Origin of the sequence: Companilactobacillus versmoldensis DSM 14857 = KCTC 3814, assembly GCF_001434295.1 — a bacterium.
GTDB classification, from domain to species: domain Bacteria; phylum Bacillota; class Bacilli; order Lactobacillales; family Lactobacillaceae; genus Companilactobacillus; species Companilactobacillus versmoldensis.
The window spans coordinates 1-18530 of sequence record NZ_AZFA01000030.1; the positions used below are offsets into that span (position 1 = coordinate 1).

Sequence of the window (18530 nt, forward strand, 5' to 3'; positions counted from 1 at the left end):
ATACGATTTGACTTAGAGCCGAACTTTTTAGCTTTCTATAAGGAAATAAGTTTATTATTTTTTGATATAACCTTGTTCACTTAAGGTCTTACGTAACGACATCATGGCTGTATAAGTAGCGAGGACATAGATCTTTTTAGTTGGGATCTTTGGAATTTCTTTAACAAAATCAGTGATCTCAACGGTTTCGATATTTTTATTCATATCTAAACCGGCTATTTTGAAACGATAAGTGACATCTTTGACTCGCTTTCCACCAGTGATAACTAGTGGAAGCTTTTGATAATTTAAATCTTCAAAATTGGCGTCCCAGATCCAGCTCGTATCGATACCATCCGCATAGTTGGCATTCAATAAGAAGGCTAAGGTGTAGTTGGTCTTATCACTAAGAATCGTTTCGATAACTTGATTCAATCCAACTGGATTCTTGACTAAGATGATATTGACGTTTTTATCGCCCACAGTGATTGTTTCTTGTCGACCAAAGACTTTTTCGTCGTAGGCAAAGGCTTGTTTGATCTGCTGGTTGGAAATGCCCAATTCTTTAGCAACAGCATAAGCTGCTAAAGCGTTGTAAACATTGTATTGACCGCCGATATTGATTTTAAAAGGATTATCATCAATTTCAAATTGGCTTTCGTTGGGCAACAAAGTGTCGATCTTAGTTACTTGATACTTTAACTCATGTCGTTTGAAACCACAGTTAGGACAGAAATAACTTCCTAGGTTGGCATAAGAGATTTTATGATAATGTATAATGTGATTACATTTAGGGCAGAGAACACCATCTGTATTAGTGGGTGCTTTGATATCATCATTTTCATGACCCTTGTCAGAAAAGCCATAATAGATGAACTTGTTAGGTAGTTCTTTGGATGAAAAGATAGCAGCATCGCCATTTGCAATAACGGTCGCCTCAGGAGCTAATTTGATACCATTAACGATTTTTTGATAAGTCGTGTAGATCTCACCATAGCGATCCATTTGGTCACGGAAGATATTGGTGAGCACAAAATACTTTGGCTTGATGTATTTACAAAGGATCTCGACATTAGCTTCATCAACTTCGAGTACAGCTAGAGGCTTTTTACTCTTCTTCTTGTGGGTAATGAAACTAGTAACGATTCCCTGGATCATATTTGAACCTGTTGGGTTAGTTAGGACATCATCGTATTTTTGCTTAAGCATTTTGTTGATCAAGGAAGTGGTCAATGTTTTACCATTAGTTCCTGTAACAACGATCAATTCATAATTTTTACCTAGAGTAGCTAAGATGTCAGGATCGATCTTGTAGGCGATTTTTCCTGGGTAGGAGGAACCACCATTAAAAAATGTGCTCAGAATAAAGTAAGAGCTTTTACCGGTTAGAGTAGCGAAACTAGATTTAAGTGTCATTGTTGAACCTCAATTAATTTATTAAAAATATCTTATCACACCTATTTTACATTTTAGTGGTTTTTGTTTCCAATTTACTGAAAGTCGGTGTTAATTGTTCATGCTTTTGGGTATAATTTTCAATGATATTATTTTGGAGGCGGAAATTTGGCTCAACTATTTTTTAAGTATGGTGCTATGAATAGTGGTAAGTCGATCGAAATATTAAAGGTCGCACACAATTACAAGGAACAAGGGAAGTCAGTCATTTTAATGACAAGTGTTTTAGATACAAGATCTGGTAAAGGTAAGATCTCGAGCCGAATTGGACTTTCTGCTGATGCAATTGCCTTGCAACATGATTCCAACGTTTATGATATTGTTAAGAAGGAAAATACGGAGGCTGCCTGCATTTTGATCGATGAGTGTGAATTTATGACAAAGGAACAAGTCATTCAGGCTACACAAGTCGTCGATGAGTTAGGTATCCCAGTCATGGCGTTTGGTCTCAAGAATGATTTTCGTAATGAACTGTTCGAAGGATCAAAGTATTTACTATTATATGCTGATAAACTAGAAGAAATGAAAACTATCTGCTGGTTTTGTAAAAAAAAGGCTACAATGAATATGCGTATGGCCAACGGTCAGCCAGTATATGAAGGTGATCAAATTGCCATCGGTGGAAACGAGATGTACTATCCTGTTTGCCGACGTCATTATAATCACCCACCAATGCTAGCAGATAAATAGAGAGGATTCTTAAAGTGGATAAAATTTTTGATCAACTTGAAGGACTTCTGGAACGATATAGTGAACTCCAAGAGTTAATGAGTGATCCAGAAGTTATAAATGATACTAAAAGATATATGAAGCTTTCCAAAGAGGAAGCTGAAATGCGCGACGTAGTCGCTGCTTTTAAGAAATACAAAGAATTGAAAAAGAGCATCAGTGATAGCGATGAGATCTTACGTGAGAATGATGACTCTGAAATGCAAGCTCTTGCTAAAGATGAATTGAATGAATCTAAAGCAGAACTTGAAAAAGTCGAACACGATATCACCCTTTTGATGCTACCGAAAGATCCTAATGATGATAAAAATATTATCATGGAGATTCGTGGTGCTGCCGGTGGTGACGAGGCTAGTTTATTTGCAGCTGACCTTTTGAGCATGTATTCAAAATATGCTGAAAAACAAGGTTGGAATTTCGAGATCGTCGATGAAAATGCTACTGAAGTCGGTGGCTATAAAGATGTTGCGGTCATGATCACTGGTGATCGGGTTTATTCGAAATTGAAATATGAGAATGGAGCACATCGTGTTCAAAGAGTTCCTGCCACTGAGTCAGCTGGTAGAGTTCATACTTCCACAGCTACAGTAGCTATCATGCCTGAGTATGATGAGGTCGACGTTGATATCGATCCTAAAGATATCAGAACTGATGTTTATCGTTCATCTGGTGCTGGTGGACAGCNTAATAAAACTTCATCTGCGGTTAGAATGACCCATTTACCAACAGGTATCGTTGTTGCCATGCAAGATCAACGTTCACAACAACAAAACCGTGAAAAAGCTATGCAGATTTTGCGTTCACGTGTTTATGATTACTATGAATCACAAAATCAAAGCGAATATGATGAACAACGTAAGTCAGCAGTTGGTACAGGTGACCGTTCTGAGCGTATCCGGACGTATAACTATCCACAAAATCGTGTAACTGACCACCGGATCGGTTTGTCATTGAACAAGCTCGATCGGATCATGAATGGTGATCTTGATGAGATTATCGATGCATTAGTCGTTTATGATCAAACTAAGAAGTTGGAGCAGATTCAAAGTGGAGAAACTAAGTTATTCTAAGGCCCTAGATAGGGTTTTTTTAGTGCTAAAAAACAATGATAAGTTTCCTGAGGATGCCCAGTATTTGTTGGAAGAGTTATCAGGACTCAATTACACGCAATTGCAACTGCGCCGTAACGACCTAGTATCTGAAGAGATCCTGACTAAGTTTAATCAAGGTATCCAGTTATTATTGAAGGACGAACCGGTTCAATATATTTTAGGAGAAGCTTATTTCCTAGGAGAGAAATTCTCAGTCGATGATAATGTTTTGATTCCGCGGCAAGAGACTGAAGAAATGGTAGAAAAAATTATTCAGGATCATTCTGAGTCATCCATGTCAATTTTGGATGTTGGTACTGGCTCTGGGGTGATTGCCATTTCGTTGGCTTTGAAATTCCCTGATGATGAAGTGGTCGCTTCGGACATTTCAAGTGATGCACTCAAAGTTGCTGCTAAAAATGCTCAACGCCTTCAGACTGACAATGTTCATTTTTTTCAAAGCAACTTATTTTCAAATGATAAATTGGGTAAATTTGATGTAATTGTTTCAAATCCACCTTATATTGCTGAATCTGAACAAAACGTGATGGATCAGAGTGTTATTAAGTATGAGCCCGATTTAGCTTTATATGGTAAAAATGATGGCTTGGATTTCTATGAACGATTTTCCAAACAAGTTATTGAATACTTGAATCCGGGCGGAAAACTGTATATGGAGTTCGGATATAACCAAAAAAATAAAATTAAACAAATATTTAGTAATAACATGCCTGATTATGCGGTAGAATTCTATAAGGATATTAGTGGAAATTATCGTTATTTAAAATTATTTAGGAAGAAGGGATGATAATTTGGAAACAAAGATATTAACATCAGACCAGATCGATTCAGCCGCTAAATTTTTGGCTGATGGAAAGCTGGTTGCGTTTCCAACTGAAACAGTCTATGGTCTAGGTGCTGACGCTACTAGACCAGACGTCGTGAAAGACGTCTATGCTGCTAAGGGACGGCCAAGTGATAATCCATTGATCGTCCACGTTGATGGTCCAGACATGGTCTGGCAATATGCTGACAATGACTATCGTCCATTGGCGGAAAAATTAATGAACCAGTTTTGGCCGGGTCCTTTGACGATCATCATGCCAATTCAGGCTGGCAAATTGTCAAAACAAGTTACTGGTGGTTTGAAGACAGCCGCCTTTCGGATGCCTAATAATCAAGCTACTTTGGATTTGATCAAGACATTTGGCAAACCAATCGTCGGACCTTCAGCTAATACTAGTGGCAAACCTAGTCCAACTTTGGCTAAGCACGTTTACCATGATCTTCATGGTAAGATTGCGGCTATCTTAGATGATGGGCCAACGAAATTAGGAGTCGAATCAACCGTGATCGATTTATCAGTTGATGTTCCTACTATTTTACGGCCAGGGATGGTAACTGAAAATCAACTCGATCAAGTATTGGGAGAGGTCAGAAGCGACCATCATAAAGTCACTAAAGAAGAAGTACCCAAAGCACCGGGAATGAAATATAAACACTATGCTCCAAATGCCCAAGTGATCATCATTGATGATCCAAAAGATTTTCAACAAGCGATTGAAAAATATCAGCAAGAATCTAACAAAATTGGTTTGTTAGCTACTGATGATATTTTGAAATCATTTGGTGATGATTTTGAAAAATACTCGCTGGGAACAGATGTTATCTCAGCTTCCAAAAACCTATTTGCTGGATTAAGACAATTAGACGATGACAAAGTGGAATTTATTTTGGCACAAGGATTTTCTGATGAGGATTCTGGATTAGCCTATGCCAATCGTTTAAATAAGTCGGCTGGTCAGCAACATTTCGAAAAATAAGGAGAAATAAACATGTCAAAATTTCAAGTATTGAACCACCCACTTATTCAACATAAACTTACAATTATTCGGAGTAAGCACACTGGTACGAAAGTATTTCGTGAAGTTGCTAACGAAATTGCCGAATTAATGGTTTATGAAATCACTCGTGATCTTCCATTGGCTGACGTTGAGGTTGAAACACCAATGGGTAAGTCTACTCAAAAGATGATTGCTGGTAAGAAACTAGCCGTTATTCCTATTCTGCGTGCCGGATTAGGAATGGTTGACGGTGTCCTACAATTGATCCCGGCTGCAAAAGTTGGTCATATTGGAATGTATCGGGATGAAGAAACTCTCAAGCCTCATGAATACTTTGTTAAACTACCAAGTGATATCGATCAACGTGATCTATTCATTGTTGATCCTATGCTAGCCACTGGTGGTTCAGCCAATATGGCTATCGAAGCACTGAAGAAACGTGGTGCTAAACATATGCGCTTGGTCGTTTTAGTTGCTGCACCAGAGGGTGTAAAAGAAGTTCAAAAGGAACATCCAGACGTTGATATTTATGCCGCTTCACTTGATGAAAAAATAACTGAGAACGGTTATATTTTCCCTGGTTTAGGTGATGCTGGTGATAGATTATTTGGTACTAAATAAGTAATTCACTATTTAAATAACTTTTTTATAGTGTTATTATTTTTTAAGTATTATATGTTTTCAATAAGCGAAGAAAGGGGGGGTTATTATTGGATGAGAAATATAAATTCATTGACTTTCTAGGACTTCGGTTCAACGTTGCCAATTGTATTTCTGCACTAGTTGCAGCATTGTTAGTATTCATATTGGTTTACGCTCTTTCTAGAAAAATCACCATGAGGCCTGGAAAAGCACAAAATGTTCTGGAATGGATGATAGATTTCACAAACGGCATCGTAAAATCAGCATTTCCTGGTGATACAGGTCGTCGGTTCAATCTATATGCATTCGTATTGTTCCTATTCATTTTTGTTTCAAACCAACTAGGTTTAATGTTTGAAATTAAAGTTGGTGGATTTACTTACCTTAAATCTGCAACGTCTAATCCGTATGTAACAATGGCTTTTGCATTGACTTCACTGTTGTTAGCGCATTTCTACTCAGTCAAGAAATTCGGATTGGGAAATTATTTAAAGAATTTCTCACGGCCAGTTGCACTTTTAACGCCAGTTAACCTTCTAGAGGAGTTTACCAATTTTCTAACATTGTCACTCCGTCTCTACGGTAATATTTTTGCTGGTGAAGTACTTTTGGCACTTATTGGAAGTGTTGCTAAGAGCTTTGGCTTAATTTCATTTGTTGTCGCATTACCATTTGAAATGATCTGGCAAGGTTTCTCAGTATTTATTGGAGCCATCCAAGCGTATGTATTTACCACTTTATCAATGGTCTATATTTCGCGTAAAATGACAAAAGAATAACTTTTTATTGGAGGATGTAAATTATGAAAGATATCGCCGCAGCTCTTGCAGCCGGTCTAGCAGCTTTAGGTGCCGGAATTGGTAACGGATTAGTTATCTCTAAAACACTTGAAGGTATGGCACGTCAACCTGAGGTTTCTGGCCAATTAAGAGGTACTATGTTTATTGGTGTTGGTCTTATTGAAGCCGTTCCTATCATTGCCATTGCTATCTCATTCGTTATTCTTTTCGTTTAATAAGTTAATCAATTCGGCGATGGTTAAATCGCCTTTTTATGTATTATTCGAAAGGAAGGAGTTGAGAATATGGCAAGCACTTTAGTACTTGGAGCAGGTAAACTAGCTTTAGGTGACATGCTCTTTATTCTTATTTCTTTTATTCTTTTAATGCTCGCAGTTAAACACTATGCTTGGGGTCCTATCACTAAAATGATGGATGACCGTTCAGCTAAGATCACAGGTGATCTAGATTATGCTGACCAAGAACGTGCAAGCGCTGATAAGCTGAAAAAAGAACGTGAAGAAGCTTTAAAAAATTCACGTGCGGAAGCTATTGAGATTGTTAACAAAGCCAAACAAAATGGTGATGATCAGAAGAAGACCATCGTTGACCAAGCTCATAGTGATGCTGAAGATGTAAGAATAAAAGCTAAATCAGATGCTGAAAAAGCTAAACAAGATGCAATGTCAGAAGCACAAAATGATATTGCTAACTTGTCTTTGGAAATTGCCTCAAAAGTTATTTCCAAAGAGCTTAATGCCGACGATCAAAAGTCACTGATCGACTCTTATATTAAGGAGTTGACTGTAAACAATGGGACTAAGTAAATTTCAAGTTGGTAAGCGTTACAGTAAAGCACTTTATGAAGTCGCTGAAGAACAAAATTCAGTTGAAGAGATCTTGGATGATTTAAAAGCACTCAAGACTATCTATCAACAAAATCCAAATCTTGGCTTTGCATTAGCTGGCCGTTCTATTACAAAAACAGAAAAACAGAAGATTTTGGATACTTTGAAAACTCCTTTCGGGGAGTTAATGCAAAACTTTCTCTCCTTATTATTTGAACGGGGTCGTTTGAATGATTTGGTTGAGATTGTCGATGCATATATTAAGAAATACGATGATGCGAATGGCATCGTTGAAGTGACAGTTACTTCGACAATTGAATTAACTCCTGAACAAGAAGCTAGTTTGAGAGATGTTATTGCAAAACGTTTTTCTATTAAACAAGCTAATTTAACAAAAATAGTAGATCCTTCAATCATCGGTGGAGTAGTAATCCGTGTTGGTGATCAAGTGATCGATGGTAGTGTTCTGAAAAGATTCACTGCTATCAAGAATTTGCTATTAGTTAATAATTAAGTCGAGGTGAAAAGAATGAGCATCAAAACTGAAGAGATTAGTTCCTTGATCAAAGAACAATTAAAGAACTATAAAAATGAACTCTCAGTTGATGAAGTAGGTACAGTTACATATGTCGGTGATGGTATTGCTCGTGCTAATGGCCTTGAAAACGCTATGGCGAGTGAATTACTTGAATTCCAAGACGGTACTTTTGGTGTGGCTCAGAACCTTGAAAGTGATGATGTTGGTATCATCATTTTAGGTAATTATGATCAAATTCGTGAAGGCGATACAGTTAAAAGAACTGGTCGTATCATGGAAGTTCCTGTTGGGGACGCCATGGTCGGTCGTGTCGTCAATTCACTGGGTCAACCAGTAGATGGCTTGGGTGAGATCAAAACTGACAAAACTAGACCTATTGAATCTCCTGCACCAGGTGTTATGCAACGGAAATCAGTTTTCGAACCTTTACAAACAGGTATGAAAGCTATTGATTCGTTGGTTCCAATCGGTCGTGGTCAACGTGAATTGATCATTGGTGACCGTAAGACAGGTAAGACTTCAATTGCTATTGATACCATTATTAATCAAAAGGACGAAGACATGATTTGTGTCTATGTTGCTATTGGTCAAAAGGAATCAACAATTAGAAGTCAAGTTGAAACTTTAAGAAGACATGGAGCTATGGACTATACGATCGTTGTTGAAGCTGGTCCAAGTCAACCATCTCCAATGTTATATTTTGCTCCATATGCCGGTTGCGCAATGGGTGAGTATTTCATGTATAATGGCAAGCACGTTTTGATCGTTTATGATGATTTAAGCAAGCAAGCTAATGCTTATCGTGAAATTTCACTATTGTTACGTAGACCACCTGGGCGTGAAGCTTATCCTGGTGATGTTTTCTACTTACACTCACGTTTACTTGAACGTGCTGCTAAGTTGAGTGATGATTTAGGTGGAGGGTCAATGACGGCTCTACCAATCGTTGAAACACAAGCCGGTGATATTTCTGCCTATATCCCAACAAACGTTATTTCCATCACCGATGGACAGATTTTCTTGAGTAGTGATTTATTCTATTCAGGTACACGTCCAGCTATTAATGCTGGTGAGTCTGTTTCTCGTGTTGGTGGTGACGCTCAGATCAAAGCGATGAAGAAAGTTGCCGGGACATTACGTCTTAATCTTTCTTCATATCGTGAATTGGAATCATTTGCTCAATTTGGTTCTGATTTGGATGATGCTACCAAAGCTAAATTGGATCGTGGTGCTAGAACTGTTGAAGTATTGAAACAGCCAGTTCATTCTCCAATGCCTGTTGAAAAACAAGTTTTGATTTTGTTTGCTTTGACACGTGGATTCCTTGATCAAATTAAAGTTGATAATGTACTCGAGTATGAAGCTTCACTTTCTGAATATTTCGAAGCTAACCATGCTGATCTCTTAAAGCATATTAAAGATACAGGTACTTTACCTGATGAAGAAGCAATGAAGTCTGGTGTAAAAGAATTCACCGAAAATTACGTTGCTTCAAAAAGTACTGACGAGCAAGACAAATAATACTGGAGGTTTAAAAAATGGCTGAGTCTTTAATGGACATTAAAAGAAGAATTAGTTCTACTCAAAAAACCGGTCAGATTACAAGAGCCATGCAAATGGTTTCTGGTGCTAAACTCTCTCGTATTGAAAAACAATCAAATGCATATCAAATCTATGCAAACAAAGTTGAAGATATTGTCAGACATTTGACAATGGCAGATTTATTCAAAAATGTGCCAGTCAGTGGAAGTTCTGCTGATCCGTTAAGTTTGAATAATATCCTTCAAGTACGTGATGTGAAAAAGACGGCTTATGTTGTCTTAACAAGTGACCGTGGCTTAGTTGGTGGCTATAATAGTAATATCTTGAAAGCTATGATGGATCTGTTTAAGAAAAATCACAATGGTGACAAGAGCAAGTTTACGATTATTTCACTAGGTGCTACAGGGACTGACTTTTTCAAGACACGTGGTTATGACATTGCTTATGAATATCGTGGGTTACCAGATGTTCCTTCAGTAGAGGATATAACTCCAATCGTTAAGTCGATTCTCCAGTTATATCAAGCAGGTTCATTTGACGAAATCTATGTTTGTCATAATCATCATGTTAATTCTTTGGTATCAAGATTTACTAATGAAAAATTACTACCTCTTGATGCTCCACAAGATGTAACACAAGAAGAAGAACACATTGCTAGTGAATATATTACGGATCCAGATCCAGAGACTGTTTTATCAGCCATTGTTCCGCAATATATTGAATGTTTGATTTTTGGTGCGATGATGGATGCTAAAACAGCAGAACATGCTGCTTCAGTTACAGCCATGAAGAGTGCTACTGATAATGCAGATGATTTGATTTCAAATTTGTCCTTGCACTATAATCGTGCACGTCAAGCACAGATCACTACAGAGATCACAGAAATTGTTGGCGGTGCTGCGGCACTAGAATAGTTTAGAAAGGAGCCAAATTAATGAGTAGCAAAGGAACAGTTATTCAAGTTATTGGTCCAGTCGTTGATGTTGAGTTTCCTTTAGATGGAAACTTACCAGAATTAAATGATGCTCTTCAAATTACAAAGAGCGATGGATCTATGATCACCGTTGAAGTTGCCTTGGAACTAGGTGATGGCGCCTTGCGTGCTATTTCTATGAATTCCACTGACGGACTTCAAAGAGGTGCTGAAGTAATTAATACAGGAAGCTCAATTACCGTTCCTGTAGGTAAAGAAACTCTAGGACGTGTGTTCAACGTTTTAGGTGAAACAATTGATTTTGGAGATAAATTCCCCGCAGATTTTAGAAGAGATAGTATTCATCGTAATGCTCCAGCTTACGATCAATTGAATACATCTACTGAGATTTTGGAAACTGGTATTAAAGTTATTGATTTACTTGAACCATATGTTCGTGGTGGTAAAGTTGGTCTATTCGGTGGTGCCGGTGTTGGTAAAACCGTTCTTATCCAAGAGTTGATTCATAATATTGCTCAAGAACATGGTGGTATTTCAGTATTTACTGGTGTTGGTGAAAGAACTCGTGAAGGTAACGACCTTTATTACGAAATGAAGGAATCAGGAGTTTTGAAGAAAACTGCCATGGTTTATGGTCAGATGAATGAATCTCCTGGTGCACGTATGCGTGTTGCCTTAACTGGTTTGACTATTGCTGAATATTTCCGTGACGTTGAAGGACAAGATGTATTGTTGTTCATTGATAACATTTACAGATTTACTCAGGCCGGTTCTGAAGTTTCAGCCCTATTAGGACGTATGCCATCAGCCGTTGGTTATCAACCAACTTTGGCTACAGAAATGGGTCAATTGCAGGAAAGAATCACTTCTACTAAGAAGGGTTCAATTACTTCAATTCAAGCCGTTTATGTTCCAGCTGATGATTATACTGACCCAGCCCCAGCTACAACTTTCGCTCACTTGGATGCCACAACTAACTTGGAACGTAGTTTAACTGAAATGGGTATTTATCCAGCTGTTGATCCTCTTGCATCATCATCATCAGCTCTTGATCCAGAAATCGTCGGTCAGGAACATTATGATGTTGCCACAGAAGTTCAAAAAGTATTACAACGTTACCGTGAATTGCAAGATATCATTTCAATTTTAGGTATGGATGAACTTTCTGACGAAGAAAAGACTGTCGTTGCTCGTGCAAGACGTATTCAATTCTTCTTGTCACAAAACTTCTCCGTTGCTGAACAATTTACTGGACTTCCTGGTTCATATGTACCAGTTGAAGAAACAGTTAAAGACTTTAGAGCTATCTTAGATGGTAAGTATGATGACATTCCTGAAGATGCCTTCAACGGAGTTGGTGGTATCAGTGATGTTGTTGAAAAAGCCAAGAAGATGGGCTGGAAGCCAGCTGATGAAAATGAAGATAACGCAACTGAATCAGTTGCCAACTAATTAAGGAGGGAATAATATGGCTGATCAAGATAAAGTTATGACGGTCAATATTGTTACTCCTGATGGTGTTGTTTATAATCATCATTCAGAACTCATTATCGCTAGCGCTATTGATGGTGATGTTGGTATCATGTCTAATCATGAGCCAATCATTGCGCCACTTAAAATTGCAGAAGTTCGTGTCAGACGAACTGATCGACCTGATCATGAAGATGCAATCGCCGTTAACGGTGGGTTCTTGGAGTTCAGCAATGATCTAGTATCAATTGTTGCTAATAGTGCTGAAAGGGCTCGTGACATCGATTTGAGACGTGCTAAATATCAAAAAGAAACAGCAGAGAAGACAATTCAAACTGCTCGTGAGAAAAATAACGTTGATGATTTAGATCGTGCTCAGGTATCGTTGAAAAAAGCTCTTAACCGTATCAATGTTAGTGAACATAAATAACAGATAATCTGACAAATCATTTTAATGATAATTTAAGGACAAAATCCATTTAGGGTTTTGTCCTTTTTTTATTGCGATTTGTTTAAGATTGTAACTTTTAAGTTTAAGTTAGTTTAATAATTTAAGTGTCAAAAAACGTTCCATGTTACTCTTCTACTAGAGAGGTTTTGAGAATGAATAGTTTAGGAATAAACGCGATTATAACGATAATAAGCCATTTATTTTTTATTTGGCTGAGTTACAACGCCTTACAAGCAATTGATTGGCGAAAGATTTATGACAAAAATAACACAAGAATGTTACAATTACTTATAGCGCTTATTTCTATAGCGCTAGGATACACAGTTAGCTCATTTTTGTTGAGTATTTTAAATGTGTCACAAAACCTTACGTTACTTATATAACAAGTCTAACGTTTTGGAGGGAAATATATTGCAACAGATTATTGTCGATGGGCCTTCACGCCTACAAGGAAATGTAAAAATTGAAGGCGCCAAAAATGCAGTGCTACCAATTCTTGCATCTACGTTGTTAGTCTCAGATGGAGCAACATATTTTAGCAATATTCCACCTTTGTCCGATGTAACAACAATGTGCAAGGTATTGCAAGCGTTAGACGCAAAAGTAGAATTTAATAAAGCAAATGAAACGATTTCAGTAGATTCATCACAAGGGATTTTAACAACTGCTCCTGAGGAACTAGTCGATAAGATGCGTGCCTCAATCGTTGTTCTAGGCCCAATTTTAGCTCGTTCAAAGGAAGCTCATGTTGCTATGCCTGGTGGCTGTGCAATTGGCTCACGTCCAATTGATCTTCATTTGAAGGGTCTAGAAGCAATGGGTGCTGAATTCACTCAAAATGGTGGTTTTATTGATGCCAAGACGACTGGTCTTCATGGTGCCGATATCTATCTTGATTTTCCAAGTGTTGGTGCAACACAAAATATTATGATGGCAGCTACTCTGGCCGAAGGTGAGACCGTTATCGATAATGTCGCTCGTGAACCAGAAATCGTTGATTTAGCAAATGTACTAAGTAAAATGGGAGCAAACATCTCAGGAGCTGGTACAAACACAATTAGAATCAAGGGTGTTAAATCATTGCATGGTTGTGAACACTCAATTATGCAAGATAGAATCGAAGCTGGTACATTTATGGTTGCTGCAGCGGTCACTAATGGTGACATCTTTATTAAGGATGCTGTAGTTGCTCATAACAAGCCATTGATTTCAAAATTAACTGAGATGGGTGTTAAGATTATTGAATCTGACGAAGGCATTCGAGTTATCGGGACTGATGATTTGAAGGCTGTTGATGTCAAAACGATGCCTCATCCTGGTTTTCCAACTGATATGCAAGCACAAATGACTCTAGCACAATTGTTAAGTAATGGTACGACCGTTATGACGGAAACTGTTTTTGAAAATAGATTTATGCATTTTCCTGAATTTGGCAAGATGCATGCTGATTATAAGATCGAAGGAAATGCAGCAATTATGTTTGGCCCTGCTTGCTTAAGTGGTGCTAATGTTTCTGCAACTGATCTTCGTGCAGCTGCCGCTCTAGTATTGGCTGGTTTGGTTGCCGAAGGAGAGACACGGGTCTCAAATTTGCAATATTTGGATCGGGGTTATTATAATTTCACCGAAAAGCTACGTGCTTTAGGTGCCAATATTCGACGTGTTTCCGTTGATGAAAATGGACGGGAAAGATTAGTTCTTAAAACCGTATCGAGTGTTGATAAGTTAGCTTAAATATCTAATCAATTATGCAGCATTAACGCGCGACAAACGCAAATCTTTTCGTTTGATATATTAAGAGCAAATTCACATCGTGAAATTTGCTTTTTTTTACGTTAATAATTGAAAGATTACTGCGGAACGTCGGGCTTTTTTTGTTTAACAATGTAACAAGGCCGTTGGTTATGATATACTTTTTTTGTCTAGATTTTGGAGGATAGAGTATGGCGAAATATCTGGGAATTGATTTGGGAACCGCAAATGTATTAATAGATGTCAAAGGAGAGGGTATTGTTTTAAATGAACCTTCGATCGTGGCAATTAACTCAAGAACAAATGATGTTGTAGCAGTTGGTAAGGATGCCTATGAAATGGTCGGAAGAACTCCTGCCAATATTACAGCCATCCGTCCATTAAAAGATGGTGTAATTGCTGATTTTAATATTACCGAGAAGATGTTACAATACTTCATTGATAAACTTAATGTTAAAAGCTTTTTCTCCAAACCAGTAACAATGATCTGTGCACCAACAAATGTAACTCCTGTGGAGCAAAAATCGATTATCGAAGCAGCTGAGCAAGCTGGCGGAGGTAAGGTATATTTACAATTGGAGCCGAAAGTTGCTGCCGTAGGTGCTGGATTAGATATCTTTAAGCCACAGGGAAACATGGTCATCGATATTGGTGGAGGAACGAGTGATATTGCCGTACTTTCTATGGGTGACGTCGTAACAAGTCGTTCAATGAGATTTGCTGGTGATAAGATGACTTTGGCCATCCAAGCACACGTTAAGCAAAGTCACAGTTTGATCATTGGTGAAAGAACAGCAGAAGAGATCAAAAAGCAAATCGGATCAGCAATGTGTGGTAATGAATCCAATACCTTCTCTGCGAGTGGTATTGATATCATTTCTGGTTTGCCAAAAGAAATAACTTTGAATGAAAAAGAAGTAGAGGAAGCTCTAAGTGATGGTGTGACACAAATCGTTGAATCTGCGAAAACAGTTCTAGAGGAGACTCCACCGGAGTTGTCAGCTGATATCATTGATCGTGGTATTATGTTGACAGGTGGCGGTGCCTTACTCAAGAACTTGGATAAGTTGCTGTCAAAAGAGCTCGAAGTTCCTGTATTAATGACTGACCGTCCGTTGGATTCAGTTGCTTTAGGAACAGGTATCTTATTAGAAAATATCGAAAAACATAAGAAATATTAAGGTGTAATATGAAACGAGATTTTGGTAAAGAATATCGACGTGACATTTTTAAAAAGGTTGGCTGGGTCATCTTATTTATGCTGATCTTCTTTGTCTTGGGCATGTTGATTGGATCTGGTTTAGGTGGATCGAATCCCTTGGCAGTTTTATGGCCTGGAACTTGGATTCATATGTTTGACTTTTTGAGATGATCTAATGAAAAAAATATTAATTGGTTTAGTTCGCATCTATCAAAAATTCATTTCACCGGCTCTACCACCAAGTTGTCGTTATTATCCAACATGCTCGAGCTACTTTATCCAAGCAGTCACGAAGCATGGAGCAATTTTAGGTTCTATCATGGGGACCGCCCGTATAATTCGGTGCAATCCTTTTGTCCGCGGAGGCGTAGATCCAGTACCTGATAAATTTACGATTTTCCGCAATCCTCATCCGGAAGAATATGAAGATGAGATCATAGCAAAAAAATTTCACAGTAAAGAATAGGAAAATTTAATGGCAAGAAAGAATAAACCCATTGAAATTAATTTAAAGGATATTAGTAATGATCCGGAAACTTATGAATTATGGGATGGTAAGAAATATATTGGAACAATTCGTAAAGAAGGGGATCGTTATCTTTCTTTTGTGGAAAGTAATGATACACCATTTAAATCTATTAAATTAGACGATGCAATAAACGAATTGTTAATGCAATATAATCTACATAATCATTAATAGGTGTTAAAATGCAAATGAGGAATAATAATAAAGAAAATGATCTAGAATCACGGATTGATTATGGGATTATTTTTTCAGTTATGATGTTGGCCATCATTGGATTAATGTCGATTTATGTTGCAACTATTCATGATTCACAAAATCCACTGAAAAATGTAGTTTCACAAATAATTTGGTATGCAATTGGAGCGGTGATTGTTGCCGTTGTGATGCAATTTGATGCAGAACAGCTGTGGCAAGTTGCTAATTATGCTTTTTATGCCGGATTAGCTTTACTATTACTAGTATTGATTTTCTATAGTCGATCTTATGAGGCACAGACGGGTGCAAAGAGTTGGTTTGCACTGGGTCCCTTAACTTTCCAGCCATCTGAAGTAATGAAACCTGCCTATATATTGATGATGGGTAAGGTCATTACAGTGCACAACAGTGAGTATCAGGTTCATACTTTAAAGAATGATTTTCTCTTATTGGGTAAACTACTACTATGGACAGCACCAGTTATCATCTTGTTGAAATTACAAAATGATTTTGGTACATTATTGGTTTTCATTGCTATTCTAGGTGGAATGGTTTTAGTATCAGGAATTGATTGGCGTATCATTGGGACTGTCTTCGGAGTCATCGTAGTCGTTGGTGGTTTAGCACTAATGTTTGCTGCAACTGATTGGGGACGCCCAATATTGATGCAATTAGGCTTTAAATCATATCAATTTGCTAGAATCGATACTTGGTTGAATCCTTCGCAGGATACAACCGAAGATGGGTATCAAATTTGGCAGAATATGAAAGCAATTGGCTCTGGTCAATTGTTCGGAAAAGGATTTAATGTTTCAAATGTCTATGTTCCAGTACGAGAATCTGATATGATTTTCTCTGTGATTGCGGAGAATTTTGGATTTATCGGTTCGTGTGTATTGATTCTTTTATATTTCTTGTTGATATATCAAATGGTTCAAATTACTTTTGATACAAAAAATGAATTCTATGCATACGTTTCAACTGGTGTTATCATGATGATCCTCTTCCACGTGTTTGAAAATATTGGTATGAGTGTTGGACTTTTGCCACTGACCGGTATCCCATTACCGTTTATCTCCCAAGGTGGTTCTGCCTTGCTTGGGAATATGATTGGTATCGGGTTGGTCATGTCAATGAGGTTCCATCACAAGAGTTACATGTTCGAAAATGGATCATTTAAACAGAGATAGAGAGTAGGTTATAGGTATGGCAAAAAAAGAATATTTATGGGTAAAAGATGTCGACGGAGTACGTCGTGTCGGTTTAACTAAAGAGGGGCAAGAAGCATTAGGTAAAGTTAAATTTGTTGACTTACCAATGGTCGGTAAGACACTTAGCCAAGGTGACTCAACTGGTTCAGTTGAAGCACAGAAGGCTGTTGTGGAATTCCAATCACCAATTGAAGGTAAAATCAGTAAAGTAAACGATAAGCTTAATGATACTCCAGAATTGTTAAATGGTTCTGAAGATGATGCTTGGCTCTATGAAGTTAACGAATAGAAATGAAATTTATTCTTTGATTGTTGCTTATTTCTTGCAAGGTTTTTACAAAACTGTTTAAATTATCTAGAAATGAATAAATGAATGGGGATAGTTTTTATGAAAATCTTGGGTGAAAAGATTCGCCACTATAGAAAGCTCAGAGGTATTTCGCAGTCAGAACTGGCTGACGGAATTTGTACTCAAGCAACTGTTAGTTTAATCGAAAAGAAAGATAAGATTCCTAGCATGAAGATCTTGGTTCGTATTTGTGAAAGACTGGGTATCACAATGAACCTTGTTATCGTAAATGATGATAGTCAAATTTATTCAATCATCAGTGAGATCAAGAAATTGTTCTATCAAGATGATTACGACGGCATCGTAGCTAAGTTGGATAAATTGAAAGATATCAATATCAATAATAAACAAGAGATCAAATTGATTCACTTTTTTAGTGGATTAGTCGAATATGAAGTTGAAAAAAATTACGACAAAGCAATTTTTGACTTCAACCGTGCTATGAACGTCAATATCGTTAGTGTGGATATGTACGATATTTTGATCAATATTTACACTGCAAAGGCATATGTAAACAAGGGTTCAGATGATGAAGCTAAGGTTTACTATGATCAATCAAAAGATTTGATCAAGTCTAGTGTAGAAAAAATCAATGACGAAAATTATCGTGATAGCATCCTTATTTATGCCAATATGTCAGAGTTAGCATTGGAATTAGGTGACAACGAAAGTGTTATCGAATATGCTAATGAAGGTATTTACATTGCTAGAAAAGAACAATCATTGTTCAAACTCGACTCAATGTACAACTATATGGCTGAAGCCGGTACAAAAGATGGTCAAAAGAGTGATGAAGATTATATCAAAGCTTATGTCATCTCAAGTATTAGTGGAAATAAGAATGTTTTCGATACCCTAAAATCAAAAATAAGTAAGATGAGTTTAAATATTTTTAACAATTAGATTCAAATACAAAAAGGACTTAGTTCACTATCATGAACTAGGTCCTTTTTCGTTTGATTTTATTTTGTTTTATTGGCTCTAAGTCAAATCG

Annotated in this window: 23 protein-coding genes and 1 pseudogene; 23 read left to right on the forward strand and 1 reads right to left on the reverse strand. The window is 37.4% G+C overall.

Annotated elements, in window-relative coordinates; translation table 11 throughout:
* Window positions 1-54 precede the first annotated feature (54 nt).
* Window positions 55-1395, reverse strand: a complete 1341-nt coding sequence (locus tag FC27_RS10585; RefSeq protein ID WP_010623915.1) for a Mur ligase family protein — start codon at window positions 1393-1395, stop codon at window positions 55-57.
* 147 nt (window positions 1396-1542) lie between these two features.
* Here FC27_RS10585 and FC27_RS10590 point away from each other — a divergent pair, with 147 nt between their 5' ends.
* The 23 genes and pseudogenes from FC27_RS10590 (at window position 1543) to FC27_RS10695 (ending at window position 18439) form a co-directional block, all read left to right on the forward strand.
* Window positions 1543-2124, forward strand: a complete 582-nt coding sequence (locus tag FC27_RS10590; protein WP_010623914.1) for a thymidine kinase — start codon at window positions 1543-1545, stop codon at window positions 2122-2124.
* Between the two features lie 14 nt (window positions 2125-2138).
* Window positions 2139-2847 (forward strand): peptide chain release factor 1 (locus FC27_RS12085; protein WP_235807883.1); only part of this gene is annotated, 709 nt, incomplete at its 3' end.
* Between the two features lies 1 nt (window position 2848).
* Window positions 2849-3233: pseudogene (locus tag FC27_RS12090) on the forward strand (peptide chain release factor-like protein); the annotation flags it as partial.
* The gene (gene prmC, locus FC27_RS10600) at window positions 3178-4062 is read left to right on the forward strand and encodes a peptide chain release factor N(5)-glutamine methyltransferase (RefSeq protein ID WP_338025918.1); all 885 of its coding nucleotides are present in this window, start codon (window positions 3178-3180) and stop codon (window positions 4060-4062) included. The pseudogene FC27_RS12090 and the gene prmC, both read left to right, overlap by 56 nt.
* A gap of 4 nt (window positions 4063-4066) precedes the next feature.
* Window positions 4067-5077 carry an L-threonylcarbamoyladenylate synthase gene (locus FC27_RS10605; protein ID WP_010623911.1) on the forward strand — a complete coding sequence of 337 codons (1011 nt, stop codon included), beginning with the start codon at window positions 4067-4069 and terminating at the stop codon, window positions 5075-5077.
* 12 nt (window positions 5078-5089) lie between these two features.
* Entirely contained in the window at window positions 5090-5719 is a 630-nt protein-coding gene (gene upp, locus FC27_RS10610) for a uracil phosphoribosyltransferase (RefSeq protein ID WP_010623910.1), read from the forward strand.
* Between the two features lie 89 nt (window positions 5720-5808).
* Window positions 5809-6519: a F0F1 ATP synthase subunit A gene (atpB, locus tag FC27_RS10615; RefSeq protein WP_010623909.1), complete on the forward strand. Its 711-nt coding sequence runs from the start codon at window positions 5809-5811 to the stop codon at window positions 6517-6519.
* A 23-nt stretch (window positions 6520-6542) separates the two neighbouring features.
* Window positions 6543-6755, forward strand: coding sequence for a F0F1 ATP synthase subunit C (gene atpE / locus FC27_RS10620; RefSeq protein ID WP_010623908.1), 213 nt, complete (start codon window positions 6543-6545; stop codon window positions 6753-6755).
* A gap of 69 nt (window positions 6756-6824) precedes the next feature.
* Window positions 6825-7346: a F0F1 ATP synthase subunit B gene (gene atpF / locus FC27_RS10625; RefSeq protein WP_010623907.1), complete on the forward strand. Its 522-nt coding sequence runs from the start codon at window positions 6825-6827 to the stop codon at window positions 7344-7346.
* Window positions 7333-7881, forward strand: coding sequence for an ATP synthase F1 subunit delta (gene atpH, locus FC27_RS10630; RefSeq protein WP_010623906.1), 549 nt, complete (start codon window positions 7333-7335; stop codon window positions 7879-7881). The genes atpF and atpH overlap by 14 nt, the downstream gene beginning before the upstream one ends.
* A gap of 15 nt (window positions 7882-7896) precedes the next feature.
* Complete coding sequence (atpA, locus tag FC27_RS10635; RefSeq protein WP_010623905.1) at window positions 7897-9426, forward strand: F0F1 ATP synthase subunit alpha; 1530 nt, start codon at window positions 7897-7899, stop codon at window positions 9424-9426.
* Between the two features lie 17 nt (window positions 9427-9443).
* A complete protein-coding gene (locus FC27_RS10640; RefSeq protein ID WP_010623904.1) occupies window positions 9444-10361 on the forward strand; it encodes a F0F1 ATP synthase subunit gamma in 918 nt (305 codons plus the stop codon).
* Between the two features lie 20 nt (window positions 10362-10381).
* A complete protein-coding gene (atpD, locus tag FC27_RS10645) occupies window positions 10382-11833 on the forward strand; it encodes a F0F1 ATP synthase subunit beta (RefSeq protein ID WP_010623903.1) in 1452 nt (483 codons plus the stop codon).
* Between the two features lie 16 nt (window positions 11834-11849).
* Window positions 11850-12281 carry a F0F1 ATP synthase subunit epsilon gene (locus FC27_RS10650; RefSeq protein ID WP_010623902.1) on the forward strand — a complete coding sequence of 144 codons (432 nt, stop codon included), beginning with the start codon at window positions 11850-11852 and terminating at the stop codon, window positions 12279-12281.
* Window positions 12282-12454: 173 nt separating this feature from the next.
* On the forward strand, window positions 12455-12685 hold the full coding sequence (locus FC27_RS10655) for a DUF1146 family protein (protein ID WP_010623901.1): 231 nt from the start codon (window positions 12455-12457) through the stop codon (window positions 12683-12685).
* Between the two features lie 28 nt (window positions 12686-12713).
* Window positions 12714-14036 (forward strand): UDP-N-acetylglucosamine 1-carboxyvinyltransferase, encoded by a 1323-nt coding sequence (gene murA, locus FC27_RS10660; protein WP_010623900.1) that lies wholly within the window; start codon window positions 12714-12716, stop codon window positions 14034-14036.
* Between the two features lie 209 nt (window positions 14037-14245).
* On the forward strand, window positions 14246-15235 hold the full coding sequence (mreB, locus tag FC27_RS10665) for a rod shape-determining protein (RefSeq protein ID WP_010623899.1): 990 nt from the start codon (window positions 14246-14248) through the stop codon (window positions 15233-15235).
* A gap of 8 nt (window positions 15236-15243) precedes the next feature.
* A complete protein-coding gene (locus FC27_RS10670; RefSeq protein WP_010623898.1) occupies window positions 15244-15426 on the forward strand; it encodes a DNA-directed RNA polymerase subunit beta in 183 nt (60 codons plus the stop codon).
* 4 nt (window positions 15427-15430) lie between these two features.
* Complete coding sequence (gene yidD, locus FC27_RS10675) at window positions 15431-15721, forward strand: membrane protein insertion efficiency factor YidD (protein WP_010623897.1); 291 nt, start codon at window positions 15431-15433, stop codon at window positions 15719-15721.
* A 9-nt stretch (window positions 15722-15730) separates the two neighbouring features.
* Entirely contained in the window at window positions 15731-15952 is a 222-nt protein-coding gene (locus FC27_RS10680; RefSeq protein ID WP_010623896.1) for a DUF2969 domain-containing protein, read from the forward strand.
* A gap of 11 nt (window positions 15953-15963) precedes the next feature.
* Window positions 15964-17166 carry an FtsW/RodA/SpoVE family cell cycle protein gene (locus tag FC27_RS10685; RefSeq protein ID WP_420805460.1) on the forward strand — a complete coding sequence of 401 codons (1203 nt, stop codon included), beginning with the start codon at window positions 15964-15966 and terminating at the stop codon, window positions 17164-17166.
* Window positions 17167-17182: 16 nt separating this feature from the next.
* The gene (locus FC27_RS10690) at window positions 17183-17476 is read left to right on the forward strand and encodes a glycine cleavage system H family protein (RefSeq protein WP_010623894.1); all 294 of its coding nucleotides are present in this window, start codon (window positions 17183-17185) and stop codon (window positions 17474-17476) included.
* Between the two features lie 99 nt (window positions 17477-17575).
* On the forward strand, window positions 17576-18439 hold the full coding sequence (locus tag FC27_RS10695) for a helix-turn-helix domain-containing protein (RefSeq protein WP_010623893.1): 864 nt from the start codon (window positions 17576-17578) through the stop codon (window positions 18437-18439).
* Window positions 18440-18530 lie beyond the last annotated feature (91 nt).